We start from the raw sequence: 18643 nt of genomic DNA, 5'->3' as shown, positions 1-18643 counted from the left end.
TGGGAGAGAAGGAGATGGAAGAGTATATAGATGATTTATTAAGACGGATGGCTGACGAAGAAGCAGGAGTTCGGCAATGTGCGTATGAAGAAGCGAGGCAGTTAAATGATTTATCGCTTTGTTCTTGTTTCTAGGAGACGTAAAAATGAAGTAGAGTCTACAGATGAATCAGAGGTTATCATTGCACTTCATTTTTTACATAAGTTTGCTAATCATGAAGAAGTTTTACAGACGTTTGACAAAGTGCACAAAAAACGTGGGAACTTGTTTATGTTAGAGAGGAAGTGGCTTCGAGATAATATTGCTTACTTCCAAGAGAAAGAATGTAAGCATCAAAAAAAGAGTCAGCCTCAATGAGACTGACTCTTTTTTTACAAACTAGTTTAATACTTTAACTGTAACTGTTTTACGTCCCCAGTTACTAGATGTGCCTTTATCTGGCATTAAAACGTCGATTTTATTTCCTTTAATAGCTCCACCAGTATCACCAGCGATTGCTACTCCGTAACCTTCAACCCATACTTTTGAACCTAATGGAATGACACTTGGATCAACTGCGATTAGTTTCATGTTTGGATTAGCTGTTAAGTTGTGACCTAAAGCTGATTTTACTTGGTCGCCTGCTTTATAACCATTTTCAAGTGGATCTGCTGTGTAAGCTGTTGCTACAACGCGTAACTCACGAGAAGATGATGGTGCACTTGTTTCAGTTTCTTTTGCAACAGGTTGTTGTGTAGCTGGTTTTTGAGCTTTAGCTGCTTCTTGAGCCTCAGCTGCTTCACGAGCTTTAGTTGCTTCACGAGCTTCAGCTGCTTCTTGAGCTTTAGCTGCTTCACGAGCTTTAGCTGCCTCTTGAGCTTTAGCCGCTGCTTGAGCTTCAGCTGCTTCTTGAGCTTTAGCTGCTTCACGAGCTTTAGCTGCTTCTTGAGCCTTAGCTTCTGCTTGAGCTTCAGCTTCTGCTTGAGCTTTAGCTTCTGCCTGAGCTTTAGCTGTCTCTTGAGCCTTAGCTGCTTCACGAGCTTTAGCCGCTGCTTGAGCTTCAGCTGCTTCGCGAGCTTTAGTTGCTTCCTCCGCTTTAGCTTTTGCTTGCGTTTCAGCTACTTCACGAGCTTTAGTTGTTGCCACGGCTTTAGCTGTATCTTGAACTGTAGTTGTTTTTTCAGCTTTAACTACTGGTTGAACTTTAACTGGAGCTTTACCTGTTAAGTAAGGAACGTGAACGTAAGCTGTTTTTCCGTTATATTCAAATTGGATCCAACCATTTTCAACTTGGTGTGTTGTTTCGATTACGTCATCTTGTTTCAATTTCCCAAGAATCTCTGAGTCTGTGTTTGCACCAGCACGTACGTTTAATACGTTAGCTGTTACGTAGTAAGTGTCTTTTGTGTAGTCAGCGCTAATGAAAGCCTCCTTACCGCTATTCAATTTCACTTTTGACCATCCGTTTTCTGTATGTAAAACGTTAACTTTATATCCATCTAATAATTTTCCTACAACTTTTGATTCAGTAGTTGGGTTTTCTCGTACATTTAGTACATCAGTCGTTACGATTGTTTCTGCTTTAGCAGATGTTGTGAAAATCCCAAGACCAAAAACCGCTGCTGTTGCTATACCCATAAATTTTTTCATAATAGCCTCCATTGCATTTGTTTTCGTTGACCTCATTATAGCAACCATTATTTTCTTATTTGCGAAAAACATAAAATTACAAAGCTTTCGTAACGGGTCATTAATATTTTGTAATAATTCCAGTAATATCCTAAAAGCGCTTTCTTATAGTTTTTAGGGGAGGTTAGAGCATATGATGCATAAAAAAGGTAGTATTTCAATTTCTGATAGGTTAATATTATTTCTGTAGTATTACGTAATTATTTCGTAATTATTACAAAAATGGCGTATTTTGCTGTCGGAACAGAAAAGTAGTTATGTAAAAATAACTATTTTAGTTGTGGAGAAATAAAAATGAGGTGAAATTTAATAAAATATCGCTATAATTGTTACAAAATAAGTCGAGGTATGGAAAAAATTACGCCTTGATTTTCGACTTTCACATAGTATTTTTGCAATAATAGGATTCTATAATAGATTTAGTAGATTAAAATAATGAAAGATGTTTATAACGTGAAACATATATAATAGAAGAAACATGATTTAATAGATAAATAAAAAACGTAGGAGTGTAAACTCCTACGTTTTTGTTTATTCATATCGTAAACATTCAATTGGATCCAGTTTTGCAGCTTTGTTAGCTGGTAGTAGACCGAATATAATACCGATTAACATGGAGATACCTACTGCAAGAAGTCCAAGTTCTTTTGAGACAACGAGTGGCCATCCAGCAAAGATGGAGACGATCCAAGCGAAGAAGATACCGAGCATGAAACCGATGAAACCACCGAGTCCTGTTAAAATACAAGATTCAATTAAGAATTGTGTTAATACTTTACCACGCGTTGCACCAAGAGCTTTACGAATACCGATCTCACGTGTACGCTCTGTTACAGATACAAGCATAATGTTCATTACACCGATACCACCAACAAGTAAGGAGATAGCGGCAATACCACCGAATACCATTTTCATCATACCGATTGATTCATCTAATTGCTTCGTAAATTCACCTAAGTCTTGTGCTTCGAATTTGTGCTCAAATTTAGGAGCTTTCATTTCGTTTAAAACAGAAACGGCTTGTTTTTCTACACTTTTACGTTCGGCCGGAGAGGTCATTGTTAATCTTACAGAGTCATACTCAGTTACTCCTGAAATGACAGGCGCGTTTTCAAGTGATGTATAACCCTCAGGCATAGGCATTCCAAAGTCATTTTTCGTTTCGTATACACCGACTATTTTATACGGCTTTCCTTTTATATCTGCGTATTGATTTGATTCCCAACCACTAAATAATTTGTTGAAAGCTTCTTCATTTAATATAACAGCAGGGATTGCTTGGTTTAGCTCACTGTCGTTTAATTCACGACCGTGAACTAATTTTATCTTCGAATCTGTCATAAAGGCGCCTGTTCCGCCTTTTAAATCAAGATTTACATCTTTTGAACCAGCAGATGCTTTTACTTTCATACTTACATCTGGATATACATCTTTAACGCCTGGTACAGTTTGCAGTCGGTTTAGCATATCAGCTGTAATTTTGGCATTATCTGTTCCATAGTCAGGATTGTTGTAGTAAATCGTTACTTCGTTATCTTTCCCTTGGCCTAACTCTTTTTTAAACTTTGCGTTTGTACCATCACCCATTGAAATGATAGTAATAATGGCACTAATACCGATAATAATACCTAACATCGTTAAAATAGAACGCATTTTATGAGCAAAGATAGAGGAAAGGGCCATGCGTATATTTTCACTCGTGTTCAAAATTAACCTCTCCAATCTTGGACGATATTTCCGTCACGAATTACAATTTGACGTGCTGCTGCTTCCCCAATTTCACGATCATGGGTAATCATAATGATTGTTGAGCCTTGTTTATTTAATTCGTAAAAGAGGTCCATAATTTGTGTACTTGTTTTCGTATCAAGTGCCCCCGTTGGTTCATCGGCTAAGATAAACTTCGGGTTATTTACGATTGCGCGTGCAACAGCGACACGCTGTTTTTGTCCACCTGATAATTCGTTCGGCAGGTGAGTAGCACGATCAGCTAAACCTACTTTTGTTAAAGCAGCTAATGAGCGCTCGCGCCTTTCTTTTTTATCGACTCCAGCGTAAATAAGAGGGAGCTCTACATTTTGAAGTGCTGAAAGTCTCGGTAATAACATAAAGTTTTGGAATACGAATCCGATTTCTTTATTACGTACGTGTGCAAGTTCTGTTTCAGACATGTTTGAAATGTTTTGACCAGCTAGTTCGTACGTACCTGTCGTCGGTTTATCTAAACAACCAATAATGTTCATTAATGTTGATTTACCAGAACCAGAAGGTCCCATAATCGAAGTGAATTCTCCTTGGTTCAGTGTTACGTCAATTCCGTGTAATATTTGAACGGACTCTGCACCATTTTGGAAGGATTTCGTGATGCCTTTTAAGTTAATCACTGGGCGACAACCTCCATACCATCTTTTAAGTCTTTTTCAGGTTTAGAAATAATTTCCTCTCCTTTTTTCACTCCAGAAACTTTTGCTTCGCTATCAGTCTCGAATTCAACAGTAACTGTTTGTTCTTTCGCTTTACCGTCTTTTACAACAAACACAACATTTTTATCACCTTTTTTCACGATGCTGCTTTTCGGAACAATTGTACCAGTTGCTTCGCCAGATTTACTTGTTACGTAAACGTGGAAGCCGTTTTGTAATTCTTCACTATTATCTAAAGTGACAGTGAATTGATAGTTAGAAACTGTTTTGTTTTCGTCCATACTCTTTAATGGAGTAGAACCGATTTCTGTTACTTTTCCTGTCCAAGTCTTACCAGCAACGGTTTTTGATGAAACAGTAACTTCTTGCCCAACTTTCATACTAGCAAGCTCATATTCAGAAAGTTGACCTTTTACTTTAAATGGACCAGCATGACGAAGTGTAATACCGCTCATACCTGTTTTTTCGTCAGCGACTTTTACGATATCATCAATTACGCCATCAGCAGGACTCGTTACAGAAAGTGTGTTTACTTTCTCTTTTGCTGCTTTAATCATTTCATCAGCTTTTTCAACTTCAAACTTTTTCATTTCAAGCTGTGATTCTAATTGTTGTACCTCGATTTCTGATGCTTTTAATGCTTCAGCAGGAAGACCTGCATTTTTATCTTTTTGTAATTTTTGTTTCGCTGCATCAATTTGTTTTTTGAATAATGTTACTTCTTTTTGGGCGATTTTCTTTTGCATTTCTGCTTCAGTTACACCTTGTTTCGCAGTAGGGTCATTGTATTTAAAAAGGAGTTGCCCTTTTTTTACTTCATCACCTTTTTTTACAGCTAATTCATACGTACCTTTTGTTGGATCAAATGAAATTGTTTCAATTCCGTTTGGAATGACTTCACCGCCAAATTTTTGCGCGTTTTCAATCTGTTTTTCTGTTACTTTATATCCGCTATATGCCATTGCTACTTCTGAACCGCCGCCAGCAAATGCAAAGTATGATCCAGCTGCAATTCCGATTGCTACTACACTAGTAATTAACACTTTATTTTTCTTCTTCATCTATTTATCACCTTTTCGTTCGTTTTAGTATCTACATTAAGTATAGAAGAGGGAAAGAATCTGACAAATCGTTTTAGCTTACAATAACCTTACAGTTTTGTAAGGTATGAATATGTAAATGTAAGGTAGAGCTTGTCCCAGTGTAAGCAAATGAATTGACGCGTGTTTTTTTCTTACAATAATATTGTATGAAGGAGAGGAGGAAGGAAGATGGAAGCTTATTTTAGTGCGCATCCATTAAAACCGTTTATTCCCTACTCAAGGCAACATGCCATTATATTATTTATTCTGTTGGTGGGAATCGTTTTTTTATATCAATACCAAGATGTATTACGTCAAAATGAGTGGAATATAACGGTTCGATATGCGATTGCATTTCTATTTATAGGGAGTGAAATTGGACTTCATATGTGGGAGTGGAAAGCAGGGATTTTTGAGCTAGCCACTTCATTACCGTTTGAGTTATGTACGATTAGTTTGTTGTTAGCGTCAATTATGATCATAACGAAAAGTTACCGTATATATGAGATTGTATTTTTTACAGGAATTATTGGTGCATCACAAGCCATTTTAACGCCAAACTTGCAATATGCTTTTCCGCATTTTCGGTTCATTGAATATTTTATCGCGCATATATTGCTCATTTGGGCGCCACTCTTTATGACTTGGGTGGAAGGATATCGTCCGACAGTACAGTCTATTAAACGCACAATGATATTTTTAAACATATTGATTCCGATTGTTTCGTTTGTAAATTACAAAACAGGTGGTAATTATATGTTTTTAGCCCATAAGCCAGAAACAGCTTCATTACTTGATATGTTAGGACCACATCCTTACTATATTATTTCATTAGAACTCGCAGCGCTTATTGGATGTTTTATTTTGTATATGCCGTTTGCGAAAAGAGAAAAACAGTTACACAAAGAATCGTTAGGGTCATAACCTAGCGATTTTTTATATATTAAATATTTACAATTCAGAAAATTAAGAATAAAATTAGAGAGTAAATTATATAAAGAGAGAAGGGAAAACGTGGTCAAAAAAGTTTTTCTGAATGGGATGGAAGTGACGATTCAATTTCTTATTTCGATTTTGGGTATTATTTGTTTAGGGACATTGCCAAAACTATTTTATGGATTTGAGCTGCATGCATCACAGTACATACAGAGTTTACAAGAAGTGTTTGTGAATTTAATGGACATCTCCAATTTTAAATATGTGGGAGATAAATTTTTATTTCCACAGTTGTTTGTCCATTATAAAGAAACGATTATTATTTTTTTAGCTGCTTTTTTCATTTCATTATTTGTAGCATTTTGTATTGTTTATGTGATTATGAGTAGTTCACCGCGTATACAACATCGAATTAAATCATTTCTTATCTTCCTAGAATCCATTCCAGATATCCTTCTTATTTTAGTATCACAAATTTTAGTTGTATGGTTTTTTAAACAAACAGGTTTTTTACCTTTTCAAATTGCGTCAATTGGAGGCGAGTCGATTAGAGGGTTGCCAATATTGTGTTTGAGCATCCCGACTACGATTATGTTTGTAAAAATGGTCGTGCTTCGTTTTGAAAATGAACTAGAAAAAGATTATGTACTATTTGCTAAGGCGAAAGGGCTGGGGCGCTTTCATATTTTAAATCGTCATATTTTACGAAATGTGTTGCTTAGTACATTATTCTTTGCGAAAACGAATATCTTTTTTATGTTATCTAATTTATATATTATAGAATGGATTTTTAATACGGGTGGTATTTTTATGTTTTTGAAATCGTATGAGGGTATTAGAGTTGAAGTTTTTATCGTGAGTGTACTGCTTATTTATATTCCGATTTTTATTTTATTTAAATTGTTTCATTATCTCATTCCGGCTGCGATGAAGGAGAGATTATAATATGTGGACGTATATAAAACGTGATAAAAGATTTTGGATAAGTATTGGGTTTCTTCTTCTATTAGTTCTTTTGAGCATCGGAAATACGTTATGGAATGATGGACATATTAGACAAGTTACATTGCAATATGATGCGGATGAAAATCCACAAGTGCCACCGTTTCCACCTTCATTACAATTTTTACTCGGGACAGATCGGAAAGGGTATGACCTGTTACATTTAGTCATTGAGGGCGCGAAATGGACGGTTGGTATATCTATTTTAATTGCGGCACTTAGAATGGTAATAGGTGTATTTTTCGGTGTCGTGCTCGGAACGTACATAAAAAGAGGGTTTTCAAAAATTGAGGCGTTCTTTGATAGTTTTACAGTTATTCCGACAGTTATGATTGCGTATTTTTTTCTTCAATTTGCAAGTACATTTGGAAGTGGGGAGGAAACAACAACCTTTTTTGAAAGGGCTTCGTTTCAAGTTGTCTTACTTGTAATGCTTGTAATGCCAGTTATTGCACTGTATGTTGCGAAGGAAGTTCGAAAATTGCGAACGGAAGAATTTGTTGATGCCGCGCGCATATTAGGTGGATCGAGAAGACATATTGTTATAAAGCATCTTTTCCCGCATCTTTATATGACGTTTATACTTGTATTTTTTCAGCAGTTTACGCAGACTCTTACTATTTTAATGCACTTAGGGTTACTAGAAATATTCTTTGGCGGAACGGTTAAGTTTTTAGGACCGATAGAAGAAATAGAATCTTATACACATGAATGGTCAGGGTTAATTGGAGTCTATTTTAGATCATTGACAGTGAATCCGTGGATCCCTCTCGTTCCGATTACATTTTTTGGACTTACTATTTTTTCAGGAAATATGATTGTAAAAAGTATCGAAGAGGCGATGATGAAAGTAAGGTTAGGAGGAGAGATGAAGAAGGACGTTGTAAAAGAGGAACAATCTGCTGTGCAGTCAAAAGAAGAGTTATTTACTTTTAAGCATACGATGTGAAAATAAAAAGTAGCAAGCATGTATTTCCTGCTTGCTGCTTTTCTTTATTTTGTAGAAACTTCGCCTTCAGCTTCTGTTTGCGGAATAAAGTATCCGATTATACCACCGATGATTGCTGGGATAATCCAGCCAATTCCTAAATTATAAAAAGGAATGGTGTGTACAATATTCGCGATAAAACTTGGTATCATTTCCACATTATCAAGTGCATGAATACAACTAATAAGGAATGCTGCAATCATTGCCCCGATGTAGACAGAAGGTTTACGTTTCGTATATTTATCAATAAATGATACGAAAATTAAAATAATCGTAATTGGATATAGAATAATTAATACAGGCAAAGTAATTTTAATTAGTAAACTTAATCCTAAGTTTGAAATCACGAAGCTAAAAATACAAACGTATAGTACGAGCTTTTTGTAAGAAACATTTGTTAGTACTGTTGCGAAATAGTTTGCAAATGCACTTACAACACCAATTGCTGTCGTTAAACAAGCGAAGATAATGGCGATGCTTAATAAAACATTACCGCTTGTCCCAAAGAAGTGGTACATAACAGTCGCTAATAGTTGACCACCGTTCTCGAATTGTCCTAAGTTGCCGTTTGAAGCACCGATATAACCAAGTAAGAAGTACACAATTGTTAAAAATAGAGCGGCAATGCTTCCGCAAATAATTGTATATTTCGCAATTGATTTCTTCTCTTGTATACCGTTTTGGCGAATTGCATTTACAACAATTGTTGATAGTACGAGTGCACCGATTGCATCTAACGTTAAAAATCCTTCAAGAAATCCTTTGAAAAACGGAATTTCTTTATAGTCACCAACAGGTTCTGCAAACGTTCCTGGTGAAAGAATTGCTTTTGTTGCCATAATCGCAATAATTCCAAGTAAAATTGGTGTTAATATTTTTCCGATATGATCTACTAATTTTGATGGATTTAATGATAAGAAGTAGACGACTGTAAAGAAAATCGCACTAAAGATTAACATAGAGTACCATTGGTCTGGGAAAAGTGGTGCAATCCCAATTTCGTAAGATACAGATCCAGTTCGTGGAATAACAAATAGTGGGCCGATTGAAAGATAAATAATGATAGCAAATATTGCTGCGAATTTTGGGTGAACACGGCTTGCTAAAGTGTTAAAACTACCACCGGCAAGGGCAACAGCGACAATAGCTAGTAAAGATAAACCGACGTCTGTAATAATAAATCCTGTAATGGAAATCCACATATTTTCTCCGGAAGAAAGACCGAGAAGGGGCGGGAAAATCATATTACCAGCACCGAAGAAAACTGCGAATAGTAGTAAACTAATCGAAAGTATTTGCGCTGGTTTTAAAGTTGTACGCATATAAAGAAAATCCTCCTAATGAGTGTTTTTGTCGAAAATTCAAATAATTTGTCGAGTAACTGTTATTATTTTAAAGGTCTGATGACTAGAAAGCAATAGGGAATTTTGAAAAAATTAAAAAATAATGCATTAAATCGAATAAATATACTATTTATATGTTTAATAGGAAGGATTTAACTTATAGCGTAAAAAAACACATATCACTAGGATACGTGTTTTAAAAAAATATTTTTTTATCACGTTCTTCTTTTAAAATTTCAACCGCTTCTCGGAAACGTTGTGAATGGACGATTTCTCGTTCACGTAAGAAGCGTAGGCTGTCATTTATATCTGGATCATCTGATAAGTTAATAAGCCATTGATATGTTGCGCGTGCTTTTTCTTCAGCCGCAATATCCTCGTATAGGTCGGCAATTGGATCACCTTTAGCCTGTATATAGGTTGCAGTAAATGGAACACCGGCAGCGTTATGGTAGTGGAGTGCACTATCATGATCAGCGTAATGAGGGTCAAGACCAGCAGCTTTCATTTGTTCAGGAGTCGCATCTTTCGTCAGCTTATAAACCATTGTAGCAATCATTTCAAGATGAGCAAATTCTTCTGTACCAATATCAGTAAGTAGGCCAATGACTTTGTCAGGAATTGTATAACGTTGATTTAAGTAACGGAGTGCAGCAGCTAATTCTCCATCTGCACCGCCGTATTGTTCAATTAATAATTTTGCAAGTGCTGGATTGCAAGTTCCTACTTTAACAGGGTATTGTAATTTTTTTTCATAAATCCACATAGTTTCTCTCCTTTATATTTGCCATGGCCAAGGACCTTTGCTCCATTCCCAAGGGGCATTAGAATAGCTGTTTCCAAACTGTTGGAGTGGCCCGTATTTTTCTTCCATCTTTTGTTTTAATACTCTTCGTTTATAGGAAAAGTCATTAAATTGATTAATCGCGGCAGTGTCATCTGGATGTGTATCTAAATAAAGAGTGAGTTCGACTAGTACAAAGTCTAGTTCTTGAAGCTCCAGTAACAGCTTATAATATTCTTCTGGTAGCGATTGAGTCACGTCAGTAGTCACCGCCCTTTTTTATAAGGATTTTCATAATAGTCATAAAAAACAGGCCATAAAGTCCCTTTTTGTAGCGCTTCTTTTGGCGTGAATTGTGGTAAGTTTGGCGGTTGAAAGCCTAAAAATAAATTAGGAGGAGTAGAGTAAAATTTTTTTCCGATAGGAGGGCAAGGATCTTGAGGACTATGATAGGGCACGAATGATCTCATATATTTATTCACGAATAAACCTCCTTACATGTTCATTACTACGTATTGTATTCAGACATAATGAGCATTTATGACACATATAAAAAAGTAATAGGTACGGGGGGAATGAATGTGGAGACTGTGAAACAATTCATTGTATTGGAAGTGAAAAACTTAAAGGAAACGTTATATTTTTACGAAGGGATTTTAGGAATTAAACCTAGTTTAGAAAGACCACAATTAGATGTAACGGGGGTTTGGTATGATGCCGATTCAACGAGAATTAGTTTTGTTATGAATCGCATGTTAGGTGGGCAGGAAAAAAGTGTTACAGATTCATGTGAGGATTTAACATTTACGATTTCTGACATAGAGAAATTGAAAAAGAAGCTAGCGTTTTATGAAATTTTATATACAGAAAATGAATGCGCGAGGAGTATTGTAGTACAAGACCCAGATGGATATAAACTTCAAGTGGTAGAGAAGGATGAATAGACGGAGGGGATTTGGTGGAGAGAAATTATGAAGAAAGTGCGTTGTTTGAGCATCAATTTTGGCTAAAGGTACTTACTGATCATGCGCAGTTTTTACTTGATGCGTTAGCTCCAAAGGAAAAAGAAGATATAAAGAAAGCTACTTATTTTGTTGAAACATTTACGAATCTGTTAAATAAAGTTCGTAATGTGAATCTTGTGGCATTTTCCAAAGAGGCAGAACAAGCAGCTAAGGAGATCCGGACGTTTAAATTAAATATTATACAGAAACAGTTGGAAGGGAAAATTACAATTCATTTTACGCCGACTTTTATTAATCATATGGTAAACGAAGTGGAAGAGTATATAACGGTTTTAGAGTTTTTGAAGAAGGGGGAAATTCCACCTGTTTTTCATGAACTTCATTATCATCTCGTTTGGTTAACAGATGCAGCTGGTCATGCAGGCTCTATTTCTGGTGGGTTAGATCTTGTTGAAAAAAGATTAAAAGAGAAAAGCGAAGAATTTACGAAGCATTTTGAACAATTTTACTTAAAGGCGGTTGAGATGACTGGATATTTACGAACAGAGCTTCATCATTTTCCTGCATTAAAGAAGTTTACAAAAGATGTTTCACTTGAACTAAAATTATTTTCACATTTTTTACATGAAGTGGAAGAACTCGAGTTATCAAATGAAGTATTAAGTGTATTATCAGCGAGAATGGCAGATCATATGGCAAGGGAAGAATGTTATTATTTATTAAAATTAGCTCAATCATCTGGACTCGAAATGCCGAAATGTAATCCGCTTTAAAGAAAAAGAGGTCAATTTTATTTGGCCTCTTTTTCTGTTTTATTGTCTCTTTTTATTTTTGCTTGTTCAATACTTGTTTGTAATGTCTCCATAATATTGATGATGTTTGGAGCAGGAGAGATTGTTTCCGTTTTTTCCTGTTGTTCAATTTTCTCTTCGATTAATTCGGTAAGGGCTTCTTTATACTCATCTGTATACATTTCTTGTTCAAAAGGATTTGTAAGGTGGTGAATTAAGTTGATTGCTGCGGTGAGTTCTTGTTTTTGGATAGGATAATTTTCATTACTTGGTAAGTTAGGTGTATTTGTTATATCGCGAATTTCATTAGGGTAGTGAATAGTTTGCAACATAAGTCCATCTTCAAAGTTACGGATAATAGCTAAATGTTGTTTTTTTCTAATGGAAATATGGATAAGACCAAGTTTATTTGTACGCTCAAGGGCTTCTTTTAATAATAAATACGATTTTTCATGTCCCGGGGTAGGGCCTATAAAATAAGAGCGGTCATAGAGAATAGAATCAATTTCGTTATTTTGAACAAAAGATATAATACGAATAGATCGTGGTTCGTGAGCTTTTTGCAACGCAGCTAATTCTTTTTCATCCATAATAATGTATTTATGGGGGGCGTATTCATAGGCTTTTACAATATCTTTATCATCGACTTCTTCATCCGCACAATCGGGAGCGAATTTTTTATATTTAATAGGTGTTAAGCATTCTTTATGGAGACTTAAAAATTTTATATCGTTTTCTTCTACGGCGCTATATAGTTTAATTCCTATATTTAATAGTCCAAGTGAAAGTGCACCTTTCCATACGGTATGCAAATGAAATCTCTCCTTTCATTCAAAAATGATTATGTATATTATGAGATAGTAAGAAATTTCCTATACGTTTTTTGTTTTTTACAGAAGGGATTGGAATATAAAATATATTGACAAGCCCTCTAAAATATTTTAATGTGATTGTATAAAATTGTGTATATAAAGGGGAGTAACTTATTACAGTAAAGTCGTCATTACAGGGAGAAACCCTCGGCTTTATTGGCAACGTTTCGTTGTTAGTGAGACCTTTACCAGCAATGGTAAAGGCCCCTTATTGTCTTTTTTAGGACCCTTACCATATTTGGTAGGGGCCTTTTTGTATACAAAGAGAGGAGAAATAAAAATGAAAAAACTTATTAGTAGATTAAGAGTTGTATTTCATGTTCGCCGATTTGTTCCATTCCTATTTGACTTTTTTACTTCAAAAGAGGTTTCAATAAAGAAGAAAATCTTATCCATTGCTTTTTTAGTTGGTTATGTAGCGATGCCTCTCGATTTAATTCCAGACTTCTTACCGTTCATCGGTATTTTAGATGATATTGGGATTGTGTTATTTATTTTGAACCGAATTGTAAAAATGGCGCCAGTTCAATTACAAGAAAAGCATAACGTAAATGTAGGATAGGAGTTAAAATATGGAGCAAATTATTTTAGATATAATTGAGTTTTTAAAGCAGTTTTCTTATTTTGGAGTTGTATTGGCTTTAACGTTTGAATTTATTCCCGCAGAAGTTGTTTTGCCTATGGTTGGATATTGGGTGTACGAGGGTGATATGAATTTTTGGCTAGCTGTATTAGCTGGAACGCTTGGTGGAACGACAGGACCGTTAACGTTATACGCACTCGGTTATTACGGTGGTCGTCCTCTATTAATAAAGTACGGGAAATACTTCTTTATTAAAGAAGAACAAATCCAAAAAGCAGATGATTTCTTTGAGAAATATGGACCAGTTGTAGCATTTGTTGGACGCTTTGTACCTGGCGTTCGAACGCTTATTTCTGTTCCATGTGGTATGGCGAAAATGAACATATGGAAATTTAGTATATATACATTTGTAGCAATGTTCCCGTTAACAACTTTATATGTTTATTTTGGAATGAAATTAGGTCCGCATTGGGAAAAAGCGGCGGATGTTGTGGGGCAATATATGCTACCGATATTACTAGTCGTCGTTATCGTTGTCGGTGGTATTTTAATCTATAAATTTATGAAGAAAAGGAACAGAACGGAATCTATTTAGTCATTTGAATATTTTTTGAAAATAAATGAATAGTACAGGCAAAAGACTCTGAAGGACATACACATATAGGGAATATAAAAGAGAGAGGGGAAACAACTATGTCTTGTGAGTGCTCAGGGGCAGCATTAACTTGTTGTCCAGATAAAAATTATGTACAAGATAAAGTGTGTAGTCCGTGGTCTGCTACTGTAGTTGCAACAGCAATTGATAATGTTCTCTATACAAATAATATTAACCAAAACGTAGTGGGGACTGGTTTTGTTAAATATGATGTTGGACCAGGACCAATTACTGTAGAGGCGCTTGATTCTGCTGGTACTGTAATAGATACACAAACATTAAACCCAGGAACGAGTATCGGGTTTACGTATCGGCGTTTTGACATTATACAAGTTGTGTTACCTGCAACACCTGCTGGAACGTATCAGGGAGAATTTTGTATTACAACACGTTATCCACTTTCATAGCAGAATAGGAGAGGATCAAAATGGGAATAAGAAGTTCCAGTTTGTCTTGTTGTTCTAATAAAACGCTTGTACAAGATCAAGTATGTACAGACTGGTCTATTACAGGTGCTGGTACTCAAATTGTATATACAAATAATATTACGCAAGAAGTATATGGTTCAGGTTACGTGAAATATGATGTAGGTGCGGCTCCAATTACAGTTGATTTTTTAGTAGGTGCTACAGTAATTGATACAATTACCGTACAACCACAAAGTAGTGGTACTTTCACTGTACGATATTTTACGACTGTTCGAATTACTACAACAGGAACAACTGTTAATCAAGGTGAGTTTTGTATTACAGTACGTTATCCGATTTCATAAAAAAGCATACCGCAAATGGTATGCTTTTTTAATTGAGGAAGTAATAAGATTGGTATTTTATAAACAACATGTAAATTGGCAACAGTACTTGCCTTCTAAATATAGTGAAGGGTTATGTTGGATATTAGCAATATTAACTGACTGTAAGTCTTTTCCTGTGTACGATATTGTATTACCAGGAAACACAGTGAAAATATTGGTTACTGCTCCAACGATTTCAATGGTAATTGCTTCTGTGCTGCTAGTACTATTGTAAACCGAGACAGTGCCTGATATAGGCAGCATTCCATCACTTTGCCACAGTATCATCGATTGTGATTCATCTTTGGCGGAGGGAATGTTGTTATTCGTTATAAGGAAATTTCCTGCAAATTCATTTGTTACTCGCTCGCAATCTGGATCTGGAGGAGGGGGAGGTGGACAAGGATCTGGGCAAATGATAGACAAAGGAGCAAAACAGCCAATGTTTTTTTTATTCTTCAATACACCCCCCTCCTTTTTAAGTAGTCTTTTACTACTATTAAATGTGGAAGCATGGCCGATGTGTTAAAAAAAGAAGAAATTGTTAAAAATTAAGATTGTCTAATAGGCTGAAACCTTAAATTATTATTCATGTTATAGAAAAGATTATATGTGAATAGACATGGGAAAAGAATGCTCAGACTCTTTTAGACAAAAAGTGGTTGTATACAATAGTAAGAAGAAAGTTGAACTTAACCTTTAATTAACTGTATATTTACAAAAATCTAATAAAATTCATTTGTTATTTAAACGACATTAATATGCTTTAGATAAAATATCCCTTGTAATGAATCGATTATTATGAGGAGGATTCACGTGGACAGAATGGTTTTGCGAAAAGTAAAAGGTCTTATTGGATTATTAATGGTTTTTGTATTAGCATTTGTATCATTTCCGTGGGGTACATCAATTAAAGCGGAAGAGAAGAAGCAAGAAAAGGCACCGAGTGAGAAGAAGATCGTTTTTCCGGTTGTAAGTGATGTACATATTAAGAATAGTGGAACAGATGATACGTTTCGCTGGAAACGAGCAATCGAGCAACTGAATACACTTGCACCTAAACAAGATGCGTTTGTAATTGTGGGAGATTTTACTGATTCAGGATCACTGCAACAATATGATCGTTTCATGCAAGTGTATAATGAAAATGCAAATAAAGATGCAGTGCGAATGAATTCTCTAGGAAATCATGATTATTGGAACGGTTTATCTGTAGAGGGCGCACAGAAGCGTTTCTTAGAAAAGACAGGAATGGAATCAATTTATTATCATAAAGTGGTAAAAGGGTATCACTTCCTTGTTATGTCTCCAGAGGACGGGACAACTCATGGATATTATTCGGACAAGCAAATTAATTGGTTAAAAGAAGAAATGGCAAAGGCACAAAAAGATGATCCAGAAAAACCAATTTTCGTATTTTTACACCAACACATTAAAGAGACAGTTTACGGTAGTCATGAATGGGGAACAAAAGATAGCGCAAAAATTAATACGGTATTAAAAGAATATCCGCAGGCTATTACGTTTTCAGGTCATTCACATTATCCGTTAGATGATCCAAGATCGATTCATCAAAAAGACTTTACATCAGTTGGTACATCTTCTATAAGTTACATGGAAGTTGAAGGTGGTAAAGTACAAGGGAATATCCCGCCAGGAGCTAGCACATTAAGCCAAGGCTTATTAGTAGAAGTAGACGATAAAGAAGTAACGATCAATCGCCGTGATTTCCATACAAATTCTTGGACAGGCGAGCCTTGGAAAATTAAATTACCAGCAAAGAAAGACACATTTACACATATAGAAGATCGTGATAAAGAAAAGCCATACTTTGCTAAGGATGCAAAGCTTGCGGTATCAAATGTAACAGAAAATGCGGCAACAGTAACATTTCCACAAGCATTGGACAACCTTCTTGTACATTCTTATCGTGTACAAGCTAGAGATAAGCAAACGGGAGAAATAAAGAATAAATTGTTAGCATTCTCAGAGTTTTATCGTGATCCAGTGCCGAAAGATCTTACGTTTACGCTTGCAGGGTTAGATGGTGGAAAAACATATATGCTTGAAGTAGTTGCAATCGATTCGTTCGGTAATGAAAGTGCGCAGCCGTTAACGGCAGAAGTTACTACGAAAAAAGATAATATTGATCCGAATGTAAAAGTGCCAAAGGCTGATGTTTTCGATGTGAACTTTGCAGATGGTACATTTAAAGACAATTCACCATTTGCTACAAAAGGTGATGTGAAGGGCAATGTGACTATTGAATATGATAAAGCATTGAAAAAGAATGTTATGAAATTAAACGGAAAAGCAAACACATTTGGATACCTTCCATTTTCAGCAGCACAAAAAGAGAAAGTAGCAAATACGTTCACGCTAGAAACTGTATTTTCAATGAATGAAATTCGCGGACAAGGTATTTTGCAAAATACAGAGAGTGGCGGAATTGGTTTTGAATCTACAGGAAGTGGATATGTTGAATTATGGGCTCACATTGGCGGCAGTTATAAACGCGTTGGCGTTCAATTAGAAGCAAACAAAACATATCACTTAACAGGAACGTATAACGGAAGCGAAGTAGCTATTTATGTCGATGGTAAAAAAGTAAATAGCCAACCAGCTACAGGGAAAGTGTCTCATCCGAACGTACCATTTGCATTTGGAGCTGACCCTGATAGCAAAGGAAATGGTGGTATTCCGTTGAACGGACAAATTGCGCTTGCGAGATTATATAGTAAAGCGTTAAGTTCTTCAGAAGTATTAGCGGCGTACAATGAGTTTTCTAACCGCACAAAGTTAGAGCAAGTGAACGCGTTATATGAAGAGCTTGGAAAAGTGAAAGAAGTGTTAGCTGGTACGTATGAATTTGGTGATAAGCCAGGTCAATATTCAAAGGAAGCATTTCAAGAATTAGAGAAAAGCTATAATAATGCAAAGCAAGCATTTGAAAATGTAGGGAGTACGGGAGAGCAAATCGTTCAAACGTATAACGAATTAAAAACAGCTAATGTAACATTTGTACAATCTAAAGTAGTAGAACAACCGAAAACACCGAAAGAAAAATTACAAATCAATATTGAATCTGCAAAAGCAGTAGTGAAAAAAGCGCAAGATGCAAATGTAACGGACGGTTCAGTGAAAGCACTGAGTCAAAAAATTACAGTGGCCGAAGCTGTAGTGAAAGATGTAAAAGTAAAAGATGCACAGGTAGAAACGATGAATCGTACATTAGAGTATACGATTTCACTTGTTGAAAAAAGCATAAACAAATAAGAGAGAAGAAAAGAAGCTTATCATGATAGGCTTCTTTTTTGTTATACTAAAAATAGCATAGAAAAAAGGAGCGAATAATTTGGAAGAGAAAAAGCTAAAAAGAATTCTTGAATATGTATGGATCGCGGTTGTGCTCCTTGTAGGATATTATTTCTTAAAAGAAAAAAGTATATGGGTTCTATTTTTAATGACGTTTTTATTAGCAGGTTTAGGCACGTTATTTATTAACTTCTTTTTTGATAGTTTAAATGCATGGAAGAAGAAAAAGAAGGGAACGAAGTAAAGGAGGGAATATATGCAAAAGTGGAAGCTTATATATCAGGTGATTATTTTTCTATTGCTTGTAGGTATTGGCGTTTTTAAATACGCAACACCAATAGGAAATTGGGCATCGTTTACAGCTTGCATCGGCATATTTTTCATTTTACAATCGTTAACGAAAAAATATAATAGTATAGAAAGATAGCTCGCCGCTAAAACGG

The 18643-nt window shown here is 35.6% G+C and carries 22 protein-coding genes and 1 pseudogene; 13 read left to right on the top strand and 10 right to left on the bottom strand.

From position 1 onward, the window contains the following. Window positions 1-123 precede the first annotated feature (123 nt). Window positions 124-357, top strand: a pseudogene (locus BAQ46_RS30385) (hypothetical protein); the annotation flags it as partial. A 21-nt stretch (window positions 358-378) separates the two neighbouring features. Here BAQ46_RS30385 and entC read toward each other — a convergent pair. From entC to BAQ46_RS01315, 4 genes are all read right to left on the bottom strand, one after another. Next, a complete protein-coding gene (gene entC / locus BAQ46_RS01330) occupies window positions 379-1752 on the bottom strand; it encodes a cell wall-binding protein EntC (protein WP_071741526.1) in 1374 nt (457 codons plus the stop codon). Between the two features lie 447 nt (window positions 1753-2199). Then, the gene (locus BAQ46_RS01325; RefSeq protein ID WP_001996759.1) at window positions 2200-3351 is read right to left on the bottom strand and encodes an ABC transporter permease; all 1152 of its coding nucleotides are present in this window, start codon (window positions 3349-3351) and stop codon (window positions 2200-2202) included. A 26-nt stretch (window positions 3352-3377) separates the two neighbouring features. Next, window positions 3378-4052 (bottom strand): ABC transporter ATP-binding protein, encoded by a 675-nt coding sequence (locus BAQ46_RS01320; RefSeq protein WP_000609099.1) that lies wholly within the window; start codon window positions 4050-4052, stop codon window positions 3378-3380. Next, window positions 4049-5152, bottom strand: coding sequence for an efflux RND transporter periplasmic adaptor subunit (locus BAQ46_RS01315; RefSeq protein WP_071741525.1), 1104 nt, complete (start codon window positions 5150-5152; stop codon window positions 4049-4051). Before BAQ46_RS01315 ends, BAQ46_RS01320 begins: the two co-directional genes overlap by 4 nt. A 210-nt stretch (window positions 5153-5362) precedes the next feature. Here BAQ46_RS01315 and BAQ46_RS01310 point away from each other — a divergent pair, with 210 nt between their 5' ends. The 3 genes from BAQ46_RS01310 to BAQ46_RS01300 all read left to right on the top strand — a co-directional run bounded on the left by BAQ46_RS01310 (window position 5363) and on the right by BAQ46_RS01300 (window position 8060). Then, on the top strand, window positions 5363-6097 hold the full coding sequence (locus BAQ46_RS01310; protein ID WP_061131360.1) for a YwaF family protein: 735 nt from the start codon (window positions 5363-5365) through the stop codon (window positions 6095-6097). A gap of 90 nt (window positions 6098-6187) precedes the next feature. Then, window positions 6188-7054: an ABC transporter permease subunit gene (locus BAQ46_RS01305; RefSeq protein WP_061131361.1), complete on the top strand. Its 867-nt coding sequence runs from the start codon at window positions 6188-6190 to the stop codon at window positions 7052-7054. A gap of 1 nt (window position 7055) precedes the next feature. After that, on the top strand, window positions 7056-8060 hold the full coding sequence (locus tag BAQ46_RS01300; protein ID WP_061131362.1) for an ABC transporter permease: 1005 nt from the start codon (window positions 7056-7058) through the stop codon (window positions 8058-8060). A gap of 44 nt (window positions 8061-8104) precedes the next feature. Here the strand turns inward: BAQ46_RS01300 and brnQ2 are convergent, their stop codons facing one another. From brnQ2 to BAQ46_RS01280, 4 genes are all read right to left on the bottom strand, one after another. Further along, a complete protein-coding gene (gene brnQ2 / locus BAQ46_RS01295; protein ID WP_061131363.1) occupies window positions 8105-9421 on the bottom strand; it encodes a branched-chain amino acid transport system II carrier protein BrnQ2 in 1317 nt (438 codons plus the stop codon). Between the two features lie 217 nt (window positions 9422-9638). Then, window positions 9639-10208 carry a spore coat protein CotJC gene (gene cotJC / locus BAQ46_RS01290; protein WP_000265273.1) on the bottom strand — a complete coding sequence of 190 codons (570 nt, stop codon included), beginning with the start codon at window positions 10206-10208 and terminating at the stop codon, window positions 9639-9641. A gap of 12 nt (window positions 10209-10220) precedes the next feature. Beyond that, on the bottom strand, window positions 10221-10484 hold the full coding sequence (locus BAQ46_RS01285) for a spore coat protein CotJB (RefSeq protein WP_000194491.1): 264 nt from the start codon (window positions 10482-10484) through the stop codon (window positions 10221-10223). Between the two features lie 8 nt (window positions 10485-10492). Next, window positions 10493-10708 carry a spore coat associated protein CotJA gene (locus tag BAQ46_RS01280; protein ID WP_001046258.1) on the bottom strand — a complete coding sequence of 72 codons (216 nt, stop codon included), beginning with the start codon at window positions 10706-10708 and terminating at the stop codon, window positions 10493-10495. Window positions 10709-10756: 48 nt separating this feature from the next. Between BAQ46_RS01280 and BAQ46_RS01275 the strand changes: the two genes are divergently transcribed. Both BAQ46_RS01275 and BAQ46_RS01270 read left to right on the top strand, forming a co-directional pair. Next, window positions 10757-11170, top strand: a complete 414-nt coding sequence (locus BAQ46_RS01275; RefSeq protein ID WP_001996766.1) for a VOC family protein — start codon at window positions 10757-10759, stop codon at window positions 11168-11170. A gap of 14 nt (window positions 11171-11184) precedes the next feature. Further along, window positions 11185-11964 (top strand): DUF2935 domain-containing protein, encoded by a 780-nt coding sequence (locus BAQ46_RS01270; protein WP_046198851.1) that lies wholly within the window; start codon window positions 11185-11187, stop codon window positions 11962-11964. 17 nt (window positions 11965-11981) lie between these two features. Here the strand turns inward: BAQ46_RS01270 and ku are convergent, their stop codons facing one another. Further along, window positions 11982-12794, bottom strand: a complete 813-nt coding sequence (gene ku, locus BAQ46_RS01265; RefSeq protein WP_061131366.1) for a non-homologous end joining protein Ku — start codon at window positions 12792-12794, stop codon at window positions 11982-11984. Window positions 12795-13134: 340 nt separating this feature from the next. Here ku and BAQ46_RS01260 point away from each other — a divergent pair, with 340 nt between their 5' ends. The 4 genes from BAQ46_RS01260 (at window position 13135) to BAQ46_RS01245 (ending at window position 14864) form a co-directional block, all read left to right on the top strand. Beyond that, window positions 13135-13416: a YkvA family protein gene (locus tag BAQ46_RS01260; protein ID WP_000733844.1), complete on the top strand. Its 282-nt coding sequence runs from the start codon at window positions 13135-13137 to the stop codon at window positions 13414-13416. Between the two features lie 10 nt (window positions 13417-13426). Next, window positions 13427-14032, top strand: coding sequence for a DedA family protein (locus BAQ46_RS01255; protein ID WP_000435019.1), 606 nt, complete (start codon window positions 13427-13429; stop codon window positions 14030-14032). Window positions 14033-14130: 98 nt separating this feature from the next. After that, window positions 14131-14499 (top strand): DUF3992 domain-containing protein, encoded by a 369-nt coding sequence (locus tag BAQ46_RS01250; protein ID WP_001277529.1) that lies wholly within the window; start codon window positions 14131-14133, stop codon window positions 14497-14499. Between the two features lie 20 nt (window positions 14500-14519). Further along, window positions 14520-14864 (top strand): DUF3992 domain-containing protein, encoded by a 345-nt coding sequence (locus tag BAQ46_RS01245; RefSeq protein ID WP_061131367.1) that lies wholly within the window; start codon window positions 14520-14522, stop codon window positions 14862-14864. Between the two features lie 57 nt (window positions 14865-14921). Here the strand turns inward: BAQ46_RS01245 and BAQ46_RS01240 are convergent, their stop codons facing one another. Further along, the gene (locus tag BAQ46_RS01240) at window positions 14922-15347 is read right to left on the bottom strand and encodes an S-Ena type endospore appendage (RefSeq protein WP_000791313.1); all 426 of its coding nucleotides are present in this window, start codon (window positions 15345-15347) and stop codon (window positions 14922-14924) included. A 354-nt stretch (window positions 15348-15701) separates the two neighbouring features. On the opposite strand from BAQ46_RS01240, the gene BAQ46_RS01235 reads away from it, so the two are divergent. From BAQ46_RS01235 to BAQ46_RS30520, 3 genes are all read left to right on the top strand, one after another. Next, window positions 15702-18161, top strand: a complete 2460-nt coding sequence (locus tag BAQ46_RS01235) for a LamG-like jellyroll fold domain-containing protein (protein ID WP_071741524.1) — start codon at window positions 15702-15704, stop codon at window positions 18159-18161. A gap of 79 nt (window positions 18162-18240) precedes the next feature. After that, window positions 18241-18444: a hypothetical protein gene (locus BAQ46_RS01230; protein WP_000391504.1), complete on the top strand. Its 204-nt coding sequence runs from the start codon at window positions 18241-18243 to the stop codon at window positions 18442-18444. A gap of 12 nt (window positions 18445-18456) precedes the next feature. Beyond that, entirely contained in the window at window positions 18457-18627 is a 171-nt protein-coding gene (locus BAQ46_RS30520; RefSeq protein WP_061131370.1) for a hypothetical protein, read from the top strand. Window positions 18628-18643: the final 16 nt, after the last annotated feature.

The sequence above is a fragment of the Bacillus paranthracis genome (assembly GCF_001883995.1).
Lineage (GTDB): Bacteria > Bacillota > Bacilli > Bacillales > Bacillaceae_G > Bacillus_A > Bacillus_A paranthracis.
Note: the sequence above shows the minus strand (reverse complement) of the source record. Positions and strands in the feature narration are given on the sequence as shown.